This window comes from Nocardiopsis prasina DSM 43845 (assembly GCF_000341265.1).
Taxonomy (GTDB): domain Bacteria; phylum Actinomycetota; class Actinomycetes; order Streptosporangiales; family Streptosporangiaceae; genus Nocardiopsis; species Nocardiopsis prasina.
The window spans coordinates 1-16,530 of the sequence record NZ_ANAE01000161.1 but is presented as its reverse complement, the minus strand read 5'-3'; the positions used below and the strand labels follow the sequence as shown (position 1 = coordinate 16,530).

The 16,530-nt window shown below is 70.5% G+C and carries 12 protein-coding genes and 2 pseudogenes; 4 read left to right on the top strand and 10 right to left on the bottom strand.

Going from position 1 to position 16,530, the window contains the following annotated elements:
- A complete protein-coding gene (locus D452_RS0118685) occupies positions 1-837 on the bottom strand; it encodes an alpha/beta fold hydrolase (RefSeq protein ID WP_026129460.1) in 837 nt (278 codons plus the stop codon).
- Between the two features lie 238 nt (positions 838-1,075).
- Positions 1,076-3,109, bottom strand: coding sequence for a phenylacetic acid degradation bifunctional protein PaaZ (gene paaZ, locus D452_RS0118680; protein ID WP_017545670.1), 2,034 nt, complete (start codon positions 3,107-3,109; stop codon positions 1,076-1,078).
- 159 nt (positions 3,110-3,268) lie between these two features.
- On the opposite strand from paaZ, the gene D452_RS0118675 reads away from it, so the two are divergent.
- The gene (locus D452_RS0118675; protein WP_233515831.1) at positions 3,269-3,862 is read left to right on the top strand and encodes a class I SAM-dependent methyltransferase; all 594 of its coding nucleotides are present in this window, start codon (positions 3,269-3,271) and stop codon (positions 3,860-3,862) included.
- Positions 3,863-4,117: 255 nt separating this feature from the next.
- Here the strand turns inward: D452_RS0118675 and D452_RS0118670 are convergent, their stop codons facing one another.
- On the bottom strand, positions 4,118-4,639 hold the full coding sequence (locus tag D452_RS0118670; protein ID WP_017545668.1) for a YbaK/EbsC family protein: 522 nt from the start codon (positions 4,637-4,639) through the stop codon (positions 4,118-4,120).
- A gap of 154 nt (positions 4,640-4,793) precedes the next feature.
- The gene (locus D452_RS0118665; RefSeq protein WP_017545667.1) at positions 4,794-5,798 is read right to left on the bottom strand and encodes an ADP-ribosylglycohydrolase family protein; all 1,005 of its coding nucleotides are present in this window, start codon (positions 5,796-5,798) and stop codon (positions 4,794-4,796) included.
- 184 nt (positions 5,799-5,982) lie between these two features.
- On the opposite strand from D452_RS0118665, the gene D452_RS28630 reads away from it, so the two are divergent.
- Both D452_RS28630 and D452_RS31455 read left to right on the top strand, forming a co-directional pair.
- Complete coding sequence (locus D452_RS28630) at positions 5,983-6,921, top strand: protein kinase family protein (RefSeq protein ID WP_017545666.1); 939 nt, start codon at positions 5,983-5,985, stop codon at positions 6,919-6,921.
- The gene (locus tag D452_RS31455; RefSeq protein ID WP_017545665.1) at positions 6,875-7,273 is read left to right on the top strand and encodes a PASTA domain-containing protein; all 399 of its coding nucleotides are present in this window, start codon (positions 6,875-6,877) and stop codon (positions 7,271-7,273) included. Before D452_RS28630 ends, D452_RS31455 begins: the two co-directional genes overlap by 47 nt.
- Before the next feature lie 143 nt (positions 7,274-7,416).
- On the opposite strand, the gene D452_RS0118655 is transcribed toward D452_RS31455, so the two are convergent.
- Both D452_RS0118655 and D452_RS0118650 read right to left on the bottom strand, forming a co-directional pair.
- A complete protein-coding gene (locus tag D452_RS0118655; RefSeq protein WP_026129458.1) occupies positions 7,417-9,507 on the bottom strand; it encodes a helix-turn-helix domain-containing protein in 2,091 nt (696 codons plus the stop codon).
- Positions 9,492-10,406, bottom strand: a complete 915-nt coding sequence (locus D452_RS0118650; protein ID WP_083927557.1) for a 3-hydroxybutyrate dehydrogenase — start codon at positions 10,404-10,406, stop codon at positions 9,492-9,494. Before D452_RS0118650 ends, D452_RS0118655 begins: the two co-directional genes overlap by 16 nt.
- A 220-nt stretch (positions 10,407-10,626) precedes the next feature.
- On the opposite strand from D452_RS0118650, the pseudogene D452_RS28625 reads away from it, so the two are divergent.
- Positions 10,627-11,514 (top strand): annotated as a pseudogene (locus tag D452_RS28625) (extracellular catalytic domain type 1 short-chain-length polyhydroxyalkanoate depolymerase); the annotation flags it as partial.
- Positions 11,515-11,615: 101 nt separating this feature from the next.
- Here the strand turns inward: D452_RS28625 and D452_RS0118635 are convergent.
- From D452_RS0118635 to D452_RS28615, 4 genes and pseudogenes are all read right to left on the bottom strand, one after another.
- Positions 11,616-11,855: a hypothetical protein gene (locus tag D452_RS0118635; protein ID WP_017545660.1), complete on the bottom strand. Its 240-nt coding sequence runs from the start codon at positions 11,853-11,855 to the stop codon at positions 11,616-11,618.
- Between the two features lie 134 nt (positions 11,856-11,989).
- The gene (locus D452_RS0118630; RefSeq protein ID WP_017545659.1) at positions 11,990-12,472 is read right to left on the bottom strand and encodes a MarR family winged helix-turn-helix transcriptional regulator; all 483 of its coding nucleotides are present in this window, start codon (positions 12,470-12,472) and stop codon (positions 11,990-11,992) included.
- Between the two features lie 388 nt (positions 12,473-12,860).
- A complete protein-coding gene (locus D452_RS28620; protein WP_051061330.1) occupies positions 12,861-14,537 on the bottom strand; it encodes an AMP-binding protein in 1,677 nt (558 codons plus the stop codon).
- 733 nt (positions 14,538-15,270) lie between these two features.
- Positions 15,271-15,702 (bottom strand): annotated as a pseudogene (locus D452_RS28615) (hypothetical protein); the annotation flags it as partial.
- Positions 15,703-16,530: the final 828 nt, after the last annotated feature.

The window sequence follows — 16,530 nt, the reverse complement described above, 5'->3', positions numbered from 1 at the left end:
TCAGGTGCCCAGGAATCGCAGCAACACCTCGTTGACCTCCTCAGCATGGGTCCACAGTAGGCCGTGCGGTGCTCCCTCGAACTCCACGTACTCCGCCGAGGGCAGCAGCTCGGCGAACCTGCGCCCCGTCGCGTCCACCGGCAGGATGCGGTCGCCGGTGCCGTGCACGATCAGCGTGGGCACGGCGATCCTCGGCACGTCCTCGCGGAAGTCGGTGATCCAGGTCATCGGGCAGGCGGCGGAGGCCACCGGACCGGAGTTCGCGGCGCTGTTCCAGCTGTTGCGCACGGCCTCGTCGCTGATGCGGTCGCCCAGCGTCTCGTCCAGGTTGAAGAAGTCCGCCAGGAACCCGGTGAAGTAGGCGTAGCGGTCGGCCCGGACCTGGGCGACGATGTCCTCGAAGAACTCGCGCGGGGCGGCGCCGCCCGGATTGCCGTCAGTCTGGAGCAGGAAGGGCTGGAGCGATCCGAGGAAGACCGCCTTGCTGACCCGATCGGAGCCGTAGGACCCCAGGTAGCGGGCGACCTCTCCGGTGCCCATGGAGAATCCGACGAGCACCGCGTCCCGGAGGTCGAGTGTCTCCAGCACGGTCCTGAGGTCGGCGGCGAAGGTGTCGTAGTCGTACCCGTCCGCGGGGTGCGACGACTGCCCGAACCCCCGGCGGTCGTAGGAGATCACCCGGTATCCGGAGTCCAGGAGGACCGCGGTCTGCCGCTCCCAGGACCGACCGTCGAGCGGGTACCCGTGGATGAGGACGACCGGCTGGCCGCTCCCCTGGTCCTCGTAGTACAGCTCGACCGGATCGCTGTTCTCGGCGTCGACGGTGATGCGTCCCATGTTGCCCCCACCCGTGTCGGGAAACTCGGCGTGCACACCCCACTCACCCTAGGAAGACACGTCCTTCGGGAACACAAACACGGGTTATGCCTTGGGTCCGGACTCGGTGGGGCGGGCTCCGGGGAACCGATTGCCTCGGCGAACGGGAGCGGGAGGCGCGGGCCGTCGGGCGGACATCGATCCGTCGCCCTGTCGGTTTGTCGACAGGACGACGGATCGACACGCGAACCGGACGCGGCTACTCCTCGCCCTTGGCCACCAGGGTCAGGACGTCGTAGGTGGCGACGGGCTCGCCGTCCTGGTCGGTGACGAGCGCGTCCCACCGGACCTCGCCGTACTCCGCGTTCGTGCGCGGGGTGATCTGCTTCGCGGTCAGCGTCACCCGGATCACCGCGTCCTCCTTCACCGGAGTGAGGAAGCGCAGGTTGTCCACGCCGAAGTTGGCGAGCACCGGGCCCGGGGCCGGGTCCACGAACAGCCCGGCGGCCAGCGACACCACCAGGTAGCCGTGCGCCACGATCCCGCCGAACAACGGGTTGGCGGCGGCCGCCTCCTCGTCGGTGTGCGCGTAGAAGGTGTCACCGGTGAACTCGGCGAAGTGGTCGATGTCCGCGCGGGTCACCCTGCGTTCCGCCGACTCGATGGTGTCGCCGATCCGCAGTTCGCCGAGGTCCTTGCGGAACGGGTGCACCTCGCCGACGGCCCTGCGCGAACCGGTGGTCCAGTGGCCGGTGATCGCGGTGAGCATGTCCGGGGAGCCCTGCACGGCGGTGCGCTGCATGTGGTGCTTGACGCCGCGCACACCGCCCATCTCCTCGCCGCCGCCGGCGCGGCCGGGGCCGCCGTGCACCAGGACCGGCATCGGTGAACCGTGGCCGGTGGACTCCTTGGCGTCGTCCCGGTCGAGCACCAGGAGGCGGCCGTGCCAGGGTGCGACGCCCAGGACGACCTCCCGGGCCACATCCTCGTCGTGGGTGACCAGCGAACCCACCAGGCTGCCCTGGCCGCGGGCGGCCAGCTCCACGGCCTCGGCCACGGAGTCGTAGGTGATGATCGTGCTGACGGGGCCGAAGGCCTCGACGTCGTGCGGCTCCTTCGCGCCGGGGGCGGCACGGAGCAGGATCGGCGACATGAACGCGCCCGTGCCGTCGTCGGCGCCGGTCACCTCGACTCGGTCGGGGTCGCCGAACACCAGCTCACTGGAGGTGCGCAGGGTGCGGACGGCCTTGCGGACCTCCTCGCGCTGGTCCAGGGAGACCAGGGCGCCCATCCGGGAGTCGGGGTGGTCGGCGGCGCCCACCACGACCTTCGACAGGCGGTCCGTCAGGGCCTCGGTGACCGCCTCGGCCATCGCCGTGGGCACGATCACCCGGCGGATGGCGGTGCACTTCTGGCCCGCCTTGACGGTCATCTCCGCCACGACCTGCTTGACGTACAGATCGAACTCGGGGTCCGCCACACCCACGTCGGGGCCGAGGATCGAGCAGTTCAGCGAGTCGGCCTCGACGTTCAGCTGCACACCGCCACGGACGACGTTCGGGTGCTCCCGGAGCAGGGCCCCGGTGGCGGCGGAACCGGTGAAGCCCACGATGTCCTGCGGTCCCAGGTTGTCGAGCAGGCCCCGGTGGCTGCCCACCAGCAACTGGAGGGAGCCCTCGGGCAGCAGGCCCGACTCCACCATGCGCCTCACGACCGCGACGGTCAGGTACGAGGTCTGGCCCGCGGGCTTGACGATGCTCGGAAGACCCGCGAGGAAGGCCGGGGCGAGCTTCTCCAGCATGCCCCAGACCGGGAAGTTGAAGGCGTTGATCTGCACGGCCACGCCCGGGCGCGAGGTGTACACGTGCTGGGCGACGAACGTGCCGCCCTTGCCCAGCGGTTCGAGGGGACCGTCCAGGATGACCGTCGAGTTGGGGAGTTCGCGGCGGCCCTTGCTGGAGAAGCTGAAGAGCGTGCCGAAGCCGCCGTCCACGTCGACCACGGTGTCGCGCTTGGTGGCGCCGGTGCGGTGCGAGAGGGCGTAGAACTCGTCCTTGTACCCCATCAGGTGCTTGGCGATCTCCTTGAGGATGTTCGCCCGCTGGTGGAAGGTGAGCTGGCGCAGCGCAGGGCCGCCGACCTCACGTGCGTACTCGACCATCGCGGCGACGTCGGGGCCCTGCTTCGAGATCCGCGCGACGGTCTCGCCGGTGTTCGCGTCGGCCAGCGGGGCACCCTCGTCCGCGGGGGTGAACCACGATCCCTGTGCGTAGCTCTCCAGTACTTCGGACACGTGACGGTCCTCTCCTCGGTGTGGGGTCTGAGCGAACAGTATTACAGACCGATCGGTCAGTAAATAGGCGCCGAACAGCCGGGCAAGGTCCCACCAGCGCTTTCCCTGGTGACCCCGGGGTGCCTGGCCACCTCCGGTATCGGGGCCTACCGTGGAGCCATGACCAACTACGCGCGGATGTACCGTCTCGGCGTCACCCCGTGGGAGCGCTACGGATCCGTGGCCATGGTCCGGTTCCTCTCCTTCCTCGACCGCGAGGCCGAGGAGAGGGGTGGCCCCGGCCGCGCGTTGGACATCGGATGCGGCCGGGGGCGGTTCACCCCGGAGCTGGCCGAGAAGGGCTGGGACGTGACCGGTGTCGACCTGGTCCCCGCCGCCGTCGAGGCGGCTCGCCTCCAGGGGCCCGCCGAGGTGAGCTACCTGGTCGGGGACGCCACCGACCTCTCCCCCGACCTGGGGAGCTTCGACCTGTTCATCGACATCGGCTGCTTCCAGGGCTTCGACGCCGAACAGCGAGCGGCCCAGGGGCGCAGCGTGACGGCGCTCGCCGCCCCGGGAGCGACCCTGATCATGCTGGAGTTCGGGCCGTCGATCTTCCGGAAGATGGTCGGAGGGGTGTCCCAGGCCGAGGTCCAGGAGGCGTTCCCCGGGTGGGACCTCCTCGACGTGGAGGACGCCCCTCGGAGGGGGCTCGGATTCCCCATGAACCGCACCTCGCCCCAGTGGTACCGCCTGCGCTACCCCTCCTCGTAGGAAGGGTCCCCCGGACGATCAGCCGGAGAGCGCGTCGACCAGGGAGAGTGCGTCAGGAACGCGCCGGCCCCGCTTCCGCCCACGGGGCCGGGGCCAGCACTCCACTTCCGGTCAGGCCCTCAGCGGAAACCGGTATGTCCCAAGCTCAGGCACTTAGTGACGACGCCGCCCCCGTTCCGAAACCCGCCTTAACCACTCGTGGATTTGTCGACAAATTGACTCGTGGAGGTCCCAGCGCGGGCGAAAACCCGTCCCCTAGCGCGTCAGCGACAGCACCTCGGCACCCGGCAGCTCCGCCAGCAGCGGACCGGGAACGCGCAGCTTCGAGCGGCGCAATCCACTGCCCACCACCACCCACGGGGTGTCGTGCACCCGCTTGTCCACCAGGACCGGCCACCCCTCGGGCAACCCGAACGGGGTGATGCCCCCGTACTCCATGCCCGTCAACCCGGTCGCCTCGTCCATCGGCGCGAACGACGCCTTGCGTGCCCCCAGGTGTCTGCGCAGCACCCCGTTGACGTCGGCCCGGTCCGTGGCCAGCACCATGCACGCCGCGTACGTCACCTCGCCGCCGCGCTTGGCGGACAGCACGACGCAGTTCGCGCTGGTCTCCAGGGGCAGCCCGTAGGCCTCGCAGAACTCGGCGGTGTCCGCCAACTCGGGATCGATCGCGGCGGCGCGCACCGAACCGTCGAAGGGCGCGATGGCCGCTCGCACCGAGTCAGCCGTCAGCTCCGGGTGATCGTGCGCAGGCACCCAGTCGATTCGCTCCGCCATGGCCGCTCCCCGTTCCCGTACCGCGTTCCCGCTTCCGTGCGCCACCATGATGCCCCACGTCCGCTCCCCGGCAGCAAACGGAAGCCCTCGGCGGTCGTGGCGCCGGATTCCCCGGGAGTCCGTGTCCGCTCACCCTCGAACGGGCCCGCGGGGTCTAGCCCCCGTGCCGTCGCACGATCTCACCGGCCAGCTCCGCCAGCCCGTCCGCCTGGTAGCCCGGCCATCCGTGCACCGCCGCCAGGTACTCCTCCGGGACGGCCGAGCGTCCCCACCGCGCTCCCACCAGCGCACCGGCGATCGCCGCCACGGTGTCGGTGTCGTCGCCCGCGCGCACCGCCGCCCACACCGGGGCCGCGTACCGGTTCCGGTCCCCCGCCTCCACAGGGGTGTGCGCGATCGCCGACCAGGCCGCCTGGAGCGCGCGCACCACGAACCCGTTGGGTGCGAACGCCCGAGGCGGGGAGTCCTCGGCCTCGGCCAGGTGCCCGGCCCAGGTGTCGCGGTCGTGGGACTCCAGCAGGTCGAGCCCCGAGCGCGGACCCTCGTCGGACCCGTCCACCACGGCCTGCCGAATCGCCTCACACCACAGCACGCACGCCTGGGCGGCGAGCGGGTCGCCGTGGGTGAGCAGGCTGTACACGCGCACGGTCTCGGCCAGTTGGTGGCGGTCGTCCAGGTGCGCCAGGGCGAGCGGGGCGGTACGCATCAGCGACCCGTTGCCCGCGCTCCGCTCCCCGGCGCCGAACATCCGAGCGGAGAGTCGGGTCATCGCCTCCGCGGCGCCCGTCTCCCCCGCACCGTCGTCGGCCAGGGCCCGCTCGGTGTCTCCCAGGACTCGGGCGGTCTGCGCGCCGATGTCCGTCGCCCCGTCACGGCGCCAGGCCAGGAAGGCCCGGGCGGTCTGTTCCAGAGCGGGCCCGGAGCGAGGGGCGTCGTGGTCCCGGAGCGACTCCGCGATGCACACGGCCATCTGCGTGTCGTCCGAGTACTCCCCGGGGGCGTAGGGCCCCAGGCCACCACCGACCATCGCGGGGACCTCCTCTTCGGACAGTCGGGCGGCGAACTCGTAGGGCACCCCGAGCGCGTCGCCGCACGCGGCCCCGAGCAGGACACCGGCGGCCCGATCGTCCCGGTCGTGGTTGCTGTCGAGGGTGTTCATGGGGCCTCACAGGGGGCGAAGGAATTTCTGGCCGACTCTACTCCCGTCGTCCCGGGACGGTCTCGCCTCTTGGTCAGGGGGTATTCGGGCAGAGGGAACCGTGTGTCCGTATTCGCTCACCCCTGTCCGTATACGGACCGTTGGGGCAGGCCTCGCGTGGTTTCGGCGCCGTAGAATCCGACTCATGGAGTCCCCCAGCCCCTCCCCCCTTTCCGGTGTCACGCTGCACGGACGCGTTCTCGTGGGCGACCGCGTCAGCGGCGACGGCCCGGTGTCCGTCCACGAAGGGCACGACACCGTGGCGGACCAGCCCGTCACGGTCACGCTCCTCGATCCCCGCCTGGTGGCCGACACCGCCGTGGTCCACGCCTTCCTGGGCCGGGCCCAGACCCTGGCGGGGCTCCACACACCCGGCCTCGTGCGCGTGCTCGGCGACGGTCGGGACGGCGAGCACGTGTACCTGGTCACCGAGCCCACTCCGGGAGAGACCCTCGCCGAGGTGCTCAGCGGTGGTGACCAGGGGTTGCGCTACAACCCGCACATGGCCCTGAGTATCGTGGCCGAGGCCCTGGAGGCGCTCCGGACGGCCCACGACCAGGGTCTGGTGCACGGCGGCCCGACCCCGGACGACGTGGTGCTGGGGGCCGACGGCCGGGTCACGGTCACCGGGTTCCGACTGGTGGGCGCCGAGGACCTGACCCCGCGCTCGGACGTACGCGCAGTGGGGGCGCTCCTGCACGCCCTGTTGACCGGTGAGCTCCGGGGCGAGGAGGGGGAACCGCTGCCCCCCTCGGCCACCGTCCCCGGATTGCCGCCGGACCTGGACATGCTGGTCTCCAACGCCACCGAACCCAACCCCCGCTACCGGCCGCGCGACGCCGGTCAGTACCTCAACCTGGTCGATCAGGTGCTGAGATCGCTGCCCCAGCCCCGGGACGAGGGCGGCGACGTCACCCAGCCCATCCCGATCGTGGTCGCCGACGCCCTCGCCGCCGAGGCGGACCGGGGACCCGCGGGGAACGCGGCGACCACTCCCCCGTGGCGGCGTCTGCCCCGTCCTGGTCGGAGCCGGGGCCGTGGTGCTGGCGCTGTGCGTCGCCGGATGGGCCCTGGTCCCGGGTGAGGACACCCCACTTCCTGATCTCGCCGGGTTCTCCCCGGAAAAGGCTGAGGCGGAGCTGGCCGCCCTGGAACTGGACCTCACCTTCGCCTACGAGGACGCCTACAGCGAGGACGTCGACCCCGGCGAGGTGGCCGCGACAGAGCCCGCGGCGGGCACGGAGCTGGAGGGCGGCGAGTCGATCCTGTTGTCGCTGTCGGTCGGCCCTCAGCACGCGGAGGTCCCGGACGTCGCGGGCGGCACCGAGAACGACGCCCGCGCCCTGTTGCGCGAGGCCGGGTTCACGGAGGTCGAGGTGGTCCAGGAGCACTCCGCCGAGGAGTGGGGCGCCTGGTCGGACCAGGGCCCCTGCTGACGGATCCGGGCGCGCAGGAGCCGGGACCGGGGAACCGAACCCGGAACCGGATCCGGACCCCCGCCCTTCACCTGCTCGGGGCTCGGCCGGGGGCGCCTCGTCGCCCCGGCCGCATGGTTCAACCGCCGGTGGTGAAGTCGGCCTCACTGGTCGCCGAGCAGGTCCACGCCCTTGTCGAGCAGACCGTGCAGGTGGAGGGCGATTTGCAGTTCCAGCGCGCGGTCGGGGATCTGCCAGTCCGCTCCGATCAGCTGCCCGATCCGCTCCAGGCGCTGAGCCACGGTGTTCACATGGATGTGCAGGTCGTCCTTGGCGCGGGAGAGGTTGCCCCCGGCGGCGAAGTAGGCGCGAAGGGTCTCCACCAGCAGGGTGCCCCGTTTGGCGTCGTACTCCAGGAGCGGGCCCAGCGCCGCCGCAACGAAACCGGGGACGTCCCTGTCCTGGCTCAGCAGGAGCCCGGAGAACCCGAGGTCGTCAGTGGTGGCGGCGTCCCCGATCCGCCCCAGGGACCGCAGGGTCTGGAGACACCGCACCGCCTCCGTGAACGCGTCCCGGAAGGTCTCCGGACCCCGGGTGGGTCCGGCCAGCCCGGCCGTCACCGGGCCGTTGGCGGCGGCGGACAGCTCCGCCGACACCCGACCGCCCACCTCGGAGGGGTCGGATCCGGGCAACGCCAACACCAGCCTCCCGCCACGGGCGGCCGCCAGCCCGCCGACCGTCTCGGCGGCGAAGGCCGCTGCCGAGCGCAACCGCTGCGGGTCTCCCCCGGGCGCCTCCGCGACAACCAACACGTGGGGGGTGTCCAGGTCCGCGTGGAGCAGCGCCGCCCGCTGGCGCAGGGACACCGGGTCACGCGCGGGCACCTCCAGGAGTTCGTTGAGCAGGTCGCCGCGGACCCGGTGCTCCGTCTCGCTCACCGAACGGCGGATGAGCAGGAGCAGCGCCGTCACCATCGCCGCCCGCTCAAGCACGCGTTGGTCGGTGCTGTCCAGCTCGACTCCGCGCAGCACGAGTGTGCCCAGGGGTTCCGTGCCCGCCGCCGCTGCCGCCACCCACGCGTCCTCGACGGACACGGCGCGCCCGCTGGCCAGGGAGGATCGAGCGGCCTCGGCGATCCCCGCGTCTCCATCGGAGAGGGGGTCCCCGTCCCCCTCGGGCTCACGAGGAACACCGACCGTCTCGCGCGTACCGGCCGCACCGGTCGTCCCAGCAGCTCTGGATGTGCCGGTCCCGTAGGTCATCCCGTGCACATGGGTGGCACCGGCCACACCCTCGGGGGAAGCGGTCACCGACTCGTCGGAGGTCCGGTCATGGATGCGCACGGTTCCGCCCAGGACCTCGGCGACCGCCGCAGCGACCTCCCGCACCCCTCCCCCGCCCAGCACGAGGTCAGTGAACCGGTCGTGCGCGGCAGCCGACCTCTCCACTGACGCCGTGTGCCGTTGCAGGCGTTCGTTCATCGTGTGCAGCTCGTCCAGGGCCCGACGCGTGTCATCGATGAGGTTGGCGTTGTCGATCGCGATCGCGGCGTGCGTGGCCAGCGACGACAGCAGCGCCACCTCCGAGTGCGCGAACGGCCGCTCCCTCCGGTTGGCCGCGAACAGCACCCCGACCCGGCGCCCGTTCATGCGCAGCGGCACACCCAGGATCGCGACCAGCCCCTCCACGCGAACACCGTCGTCGATGTTCTCGGCGTGCTCGAAGCGGGGGTCCGCGAAGTAGTTGGCGGTGACGTACGGCAGCGACGTACTGGCCACCAGGCCACCCAGCCCCTTGCCGGGAGCCAGCCGGAGCCGCTGGAAGGTCGCGGAGACCGACCCCGACGTCACCCGCATGTAGGTGTCGCCCGCCTCCGGGTCGCTCAGGGTCAGATAGGCGACGTCCGTCCCGAGCAGGTGTCGGGCGCGTTCCACGATCGCCCGGAGAACCTGGTCGAGGCTGCGCATCCCGGCGAGGTCGTTGGCGGTCTCGAACAGCGCGCTCAGCTCCGACTCGCGCCGCTGCCGGTCCCGCAGCACCGACCGCACGCGCAGCGCCGCGAACTTGGCGCTCTCCAGCGCGGACACCGTCTCCGCGTCCGAACCGTCCGAGCGTGCTCGCAGAACCGGTCGCTCGTACTCCACGGCCGGAGCGTCACGAAGCAGCAGCTCCAGGAAGAGCGCCTGCCGCTCGGCCCCCGACCTCTCGGGGGGAGGACCCTGAGGGTCAGGGGTGGTGTTCAGCTCGAACTCCAGGCTCCGTCGATGGGCAGGGACGCCCCGTTGACGAAGGAAGCGTCGTCGGAGCACAGGTAGGCGACCATCTCGGCCACCTCGGATGGTTCGATCAACCGCTTCACCGGGGTGCGGGCCAGCAGGACCTCCGAGATCACCTGATCCTCTGGGATCCCGTGCGCCTCGGCCTGGTCCGCGATCTGCTTCTCCACCAGGGCTGTCCGCACGTAGCCCGGGTTCACACAGTTGGAGGTCACTCCGTGTGGGGCGCCCTCCAGGGCCACCACCTTCGAGAACCCCTCCAGCCCGTGCTTGGCCGCCACGTACGCGGACTTGTAGGCGGAGGCGCGCAGCCCGTGCACGGAGGAGATGTTGACGATCCGGCCCCATCCGCGCCCGTACATGTGCGGCAGGGCCCCGCGCACCACGCGGAACGGCGACTCGACCATGAGTCGAAGGATGAGGGAGAAACGCTCCGGAGGGAAGTCCTGCACGGCGGAGACCGTCTGCACCCCGGCGTTGTTCACCACGATGTCCGCGCCACGGGCCGCCTCCTCGGCCGCGTCGAGGTCGGTCAGGTCCAGCTCCACCGGCTCGCCCACACCCTTTTCGGCGAGCTCGGCGAGGGTGGCGCCGTCGATGTCGACCAGCCGGACCGTGGCCCCGGCGGTGGAGAGGCGCAGGGCGCACGCGCGGCCGATCCCGCTGGCGGCGCCCGTCACCAGCGCCGTCCTTCCCGTGAGGTCGACACGGGTGGTGTGGGGGGACGGCGAGGCCGAGGGGGCGGAGGTGGACTCCGGGAGAGGGGTGGTCCTGGGCGATGGCGAGGCACTGGGAGGGAAAGGGGGGTGGGAAGAGGGTTCGGCGGGGGAACCGGGGGCCTGTCGCGCGGCGTCCGACAGGAACTCGTGCGTCGTCATGCCAGAAAACTAGGCGCGCCCCGCACACCGGGGGATAGGGGGCACAGACACACCCCGGGGCGCGTCCATGTGGTTTCGGCCCGTGCGCGAGCGAGAGACTGTGGACTTCTCACCTGTCGGAGTCAGCTGATCGGAGTCCCGTCAACATGTTGCTCAGGTCACTCGCGTTCTAGGCTTCGGTGTACCGGTTCGGCCGAACCCCCCGATCACTGTTACCCCGCCCGGTGACGTGGCCCGCGGCTCCGGAGAGGCCCGGTCGGTGGCCTCGATGGTCGAGCACGCCGTCGCCCAGCGCGGCCTGGACGCCGATCGCGTCCACGTCTCAGGGCTGTCGGCCAGCGGCTCCATGACCGGTGAAGTGTTGGCCGCCCACCCCGACCTCTTCGCTGGAGGGAGCATCGTCGCCGGTGTTCCGGTGGGGTGCGCCAGCGGCATGCTCGACGCCTTCACCTGCATGAACCCCGGAAAGACCCCGACACCGCAGGAGTGGGGCGACCGGGTCCGCGCCAAGCTCCCGGACGGAGTCGGCCTGCCCCGGGTCGCGGTCTGGCACGGGACCGCCGACCACACCGTGGCCACGGCCAACGGTCAGGCGAGCGTCGCGCAGTGGGGGAACGTGTGGGGGCTGTCCGCCTCCCCCGACGGCACGGAGAACCTGCCCGGCTCCACGACCGCTGAGTACTACGGCGGTGGTGCTGCGGACGCGGCGGTCGCGTACTTCTCCATGGCGGGGGTGGGTCACGGTACCCCGGTCGACCCGTCGTCGGGATGCGGCACGGCGGGAGCCTACTTCCTGGACACGGTCTTCTCCACCGGGTACACCGCTCAGTTCTGGGGCGTCGCGGGAACCGGTGACGGTGAGCCCGCCGATCCGCCGGACGAGGGCCCCGCGGAAGGTCCGACCGAAGGACCCGCGGAGGGACCCTCCGGAGAGTGCGTGACCGCGAACAACCACGCCCACGTCATCGAGGGCCGGGCAGAACACCGCCTCGGCCACGCCTACGCGCTGAGCTCCGGAGACCTGGTCGGGCTCTGGAACACGGCCGCGCGGACCTCACTGACCGAGACCTCTGCGGGCTACTGGGAACTCACCCCGGGTGGTTGCTGAGGGTGGGGCCGTGGGGACGACCGTCGAGGCGGGATGATCGGATGTCGAAGCGCGTGAGACCGGCGTCGGAGTACGGCACGTGCGGTGGATCGTCCGGGCGGTCAGAACCCCGTCCCCTCGGAGTCCCGGGCCAGGTGACCGAAGTGCGCGGTCACGGCGCCCAGGGCGAAGTGCGCGGCCTGGTGCTCCGTCATCGGGACGATCCCCGCGGGCACCTGGATTCTGAACGGGAACTCGTCTTCTGGGCTGATTCTGAAGTCGTCGATCACCCCCTGCGAGAGCAGGAGGGTCAGAGCCTCTCGGACGTGGCCGTTGCGGTTGTCTGAAGCCCAGATCGACATGCTTCAACGGTAACCCGGAAGCCTCCGGAAAGCTGGTGCGGACGGGCATTCGAGCCCGTCCGCACCGTTTCTCCCACTCGGTCCCCGCAGGACGGGCACGACCCCCGTGGTGTCCGTCCTCGCGACCGCTCCCCCTAGGGAGCCTCGATGCGGGCCTCACCCGCGAGAACGTGGGAGGTCAGCTTGCGCAGCGCGAGCCTGGTCGCCTCGAACTCCTCGGGGGGCAGGTCGATGACCCGACCGATGGCCTCCGGGATGCCCCGGGCGCGGGCCCGCAGCGCCGCTCCGTCCTTCGTGGCGGTGACCAGCACCGAGCGTTCGTCGTCCGGGTCGCGGTCCCGACGAAGGAGGCGGTTGGTCTCCAGGCGCTTGAGCAGCGGCGTGAGAGTGCCGTAGTCGAGTTGCAGCACCGCGCCGATCTCCTTGACCGCGCACTCTCCGCGTTCCCACAGGAGCATCATCACGAGGTACTGGGGATAGGTCAGGCCGAGCGGATCCAGCAGAGGGCGGTAGAGGTTCGTGACGGCACGCGAGGCCGCGTACAGCGCGAAGCACATCTGCTCGTCGACTGCTGGGAGTTCGAAGTCGCCCCTGGGGGCGGGGGATCGGTCGGGCATCGTTCCACATCGTAGTAACCACGCACCCAATGTCAAAGCCCACAATTGCCTTGCGCACAAGGCAAAAAAGGACATCGGGACACAGGGATGTGCATCAGGTATCAAGTCGTCCGCGATGGCGTCGAGCCCGAGGCGGATCGGCGCCATCGCGGAGCTGTCGGGGAGCGGGGAAAGGTGTTGAGCGAGTGTGTCGGGGGTCGAGCAGGAGACCGGGAAGGGGTGAGGATCGTGAGCGTCCGAGGACGGTAGCGCTGGAGCCAGGAGGCCAGGAGGCCAGGAGGCCAGGAGGCCAGGGAGTTCGGGGGCTCGTAGGTTCGCGGGACCGTTGTGGCGGATCTCGGAAGCCCGCGAGGAACGGGACGCGTTTCGTTGGCGCGGGCGCGGGGCGTTATCCCTGCCTGCGCGAGCCGTCCGGTTCGTCTGAGGGCTGCCAGTCGTGAGGCCGCGGTGAGGCACTGCTCGGCAACCGCCGTTTGACCACCTTCCCGGTGGCGTTGCGCGGCAGCTCCTCCAGGACCACCACGTCACGCGGTACCGAGAACCGGCCCAGGGCCTCGCGGACGTACATCCGGAGTTCGTTCGGATCCACGGAGCGGCCCTCGTACGGAACCACGTAGGCCGCGAAACGTTGGCCGAACTCCTCGTCCGGGACCCCGGTCACCACCACTTCCCGCACCGCCGGCATCGACACGATCGCCTCCTCCACCGGACGCGGGAAGACGTTCTCACCGCCCGACACGATCATGTCGTCGTTCCGCCCGGCCACGTGCAGCAGCCCGTGGGCGTCCACGTAACCACGGTCGCCCGTCTCCATCAGCCCGTCGGCGATTCGTTTGGTGTTTCCGTTGGTGTATCCGTCGAAGAGCATTTCGTTGCCGACGTGGATCGCTCCCTCGCTCCCCTGCGGGACCTCCCGGCCCTGTTCGTCCAGGACCGCGATCCGGGTTCCGAGCGGAGGCCGACCGGCGGTGGTCGGAGCCAGTCGCAGGTCCTCCGGGGTGGCGATCGTCGCCCACGACACCTCCGTCGACCCGTACAGGTTGTAGACGACGTCCCCGAACGCGTCCATGAAGTCGCTGATCAGCTGTGGGCTCATCGCCGAACCACTGCACGCCACGATCCGCAGGGAGGAGGTGTCGTACCGTTCGCGGGTCGACCGGGGCAGATCCATGATCCTCCGCAGCATCACCGGTACCGCGAACAACACCGTGCACCGCTGTTCCTGGATCGTCCGGAGCGCGTCCTCCGGCTCGAACAGTCGGCGCATCACCAGCGTGGCCCGCATCGACATGCCCAGCTGCACCCCGGCCAGCCCCCAGGTGTGGAAGACCGGCGCCGACACCAGGATGCGGTCCTCGGAGTCCAACGGGATGCGTGACAGCACGGAGGCGGCGTCCTGCGGCCCCTTCGGGGTGGGGCGGCGCGCTCCCTTCGGAGTGCCCGTCGTTCCCGAGGTGAGCACGATCAGCCTGCCGGGCCGCTCCGGTGGCGGCGGGTCCGCCGTCCGGCCCTTCGGGTCGTTGCCCGCTGAACCGGCCCCCCTGGATACCCGGTTCCTCGTGGGTATCCGGGCCCCGGGCACACGCGGTTCACCCCAGGCCGTCACGCGAGGGATCTCCGGAGCCAGGTCCTGGTACAGATCCTCGAACTCGGCGTCCGCGATGAGCAGCGAGACCTCGTTGCGCTTCATCACGTCGAGCAGGGGGCCCGCCGCCAGGCCGGTGTTCAGGAGGACGGCGTCCGCGCCCAGACGGCCGCAGGCGACGGCCGCCTGCACCAGTCCGCTGTGGTTGCGGCACAGGATGCCCACCCTGGTTCCCTGCCCGACCCCGAGTTCGTGGAGGTCCCGGGCCAGTGCTCGCCCGAGCTGGTTCATCTCACCGAAGGTCGTACTGCCGGATTCGTCGATCACCGACACCTGGTCGGGTACGCGCTCACCGGCCGCGGCGTAGCCGCCCGCGATCGTGGCTCCCCAGGTCCTCAACGCGCGGAGCTGGCGGACGATCCTGTCCGGACGACCGGGGGAGAGGACCCCGGCCCTCACCAGGACCCGAGCGACCTTCAACGTGTGGCGGAGCCTGGCCGCGGACGAGGGCGGGGCCGGTGGGGATGGTGTCGGTGTCGCGCAAGAGGCAGGAGCGCAGGGGCCAGGGGAGCGGGAAGCCGCCGGAGTCGACCCGGCCGACGAGGAGGGCCGTTCCGGTGGGGTGGGCGGGCTGCCGGGATGGGACGCCATGAGGTCTCCGAGTGGGTCCGGGGACGGGCGAAGCGGTCCGCGCCCTCCGCAGAGCCTTCGCCTCGTGACTCCACGGAGTACTGCGACCGTAGGCGAGGAGGCCACGGACTTTCTTCGTCGACAGGTGAGTGACTACTCGTGCGTAGTTGTCACTGGGGAGAGTGTGTTCGGCGACCGCGCCCAGCCGGGGAGGTCCCGGGCCAGCGGGGGAGTGCTCGGGAGGGCAAGGGGCACGCGGACCGGCCTCGGTCGTTCGAAGGGTCGGGGGTGGGCGCCAAGGCCGGGGGACGGGCGTCACGGTGAACGTGTCATCGCCCCCTGGATCGCGGTGGCTTCGAGGCCTTCGCGGACTACGCGGAGTCGCCGAATCGAGAGGTCGAGAAGTCGACAAACGACCTGGTGGAGCGGGTTGAGAAGGAGGGCCGAGCCACTTCGGGGCACGTGTGGCCCGGCCCGTTCCGCAGTTGGTCGTGGGTGCGGTGGGAGGAAGGGAAGGGCCGGGCGGGGCTCGGCCAGGAGGAGAAGCGTCAGAACGGGGGCCGTGCGGAACGGCCCGAACGGGTCAGCCGCTCACCGTGATGGGGCTCGCGGGGTCGTCCGCGTTGGTCACCGCGTAGGTGGCGGTGAACCCGGCCTCATCGACGTTGGGGCAGCCGAAGCCTCCCTCCACGACGACGGCGGTCGCCGTGTCGAAGGCCAACGTCGAAGCCGGGTCGCCGTTGGACCACACACCCTCGATCGGCGCGTCCGCGGTGGGACTGACGGTGGCGGTGCAGGTGGCTAGACCGGTCGTGTTCACCACGATCCCCGCCGCCGGGACGACCATGGTGGCCAGGGAAGGCGACCCGTTCTGCATCGTCATCTGCCAGACGGGATCGCTCACGGTGACTGTCGCGTCCACGAGGATGACGTCAGTCGTGCAGTCCGTGAAGTTCGGGGCGTTGATGGGGCCGCCCACGGCGCCGTCCGGGTTGTGGTTGTCAGGGGCGTCGGGGGATGAGGAGTCCATGCAAGTCCTTCCAAGGGTGCATGGCCGCGCTGCGCCCGCCGTTCCCCCGAACTTCCGGCACGCGGCCTGGTCGAGGCCCGTCCCGTGGGCGGGCGGACCAAGCGACCAGAAAATGAGTTCCTGTGACGCTGCACATCATGTATCGGATTCGGTTGGATGACAAGAGTGCTTCGAGAAATTTTGGATACGTGTCCGAGAGAGGGGAAAACCATCTTGCTTGGAGTTTGGGACTGCTCCTGACGTGCGAGAACGTGAAGACGCAAACGCCTGGTGGTGTCGTGCCGAATGAGTGATGAGTTGTCGTGGAAGGAAATCCTGAGAAGGGCATTGGTTTGTCAATTCGATGAGGGTTGTCCGCACCTCTTTTCGTCATTTCGGTGAGTGGCCGAGCTGCCAGCGGGGGCCGGGGGCGCGAGTGAGGGAGGGGAGTAGCAGCTCCGTGGGTGGGGAGGGGGTCAGGAGGAACGGGGGCGCTGGGGTGGGGGGGTCGAGGAACCTCAGGGGTTGCGGAGCCGCGTTCAGGGGGTCTGGGGACTAAAGGAACGCGCGCGCGTAGGCGCACGCGGGCTCACGGGGGAACGTCGGCCACCGGGGATGGAGGGAGGCCGGGGGTGAAGGCCCCTCGCTGTGCACCCGGTGACCGGTGACACAGGAGCTCCGGTTTGCCTGGGGTGTGGGCTACCGGTAATGTTCACCAGGTCGCCGCGAGACGGTGAGTGGCCCGCGAGGGTCGACTCGAGCCGGGTCGCGATCTCAGACATCCTCTTCGAAGCAAAGTGGTTCGAGCACTGCTCGGGCCATGTAAACTCGGAG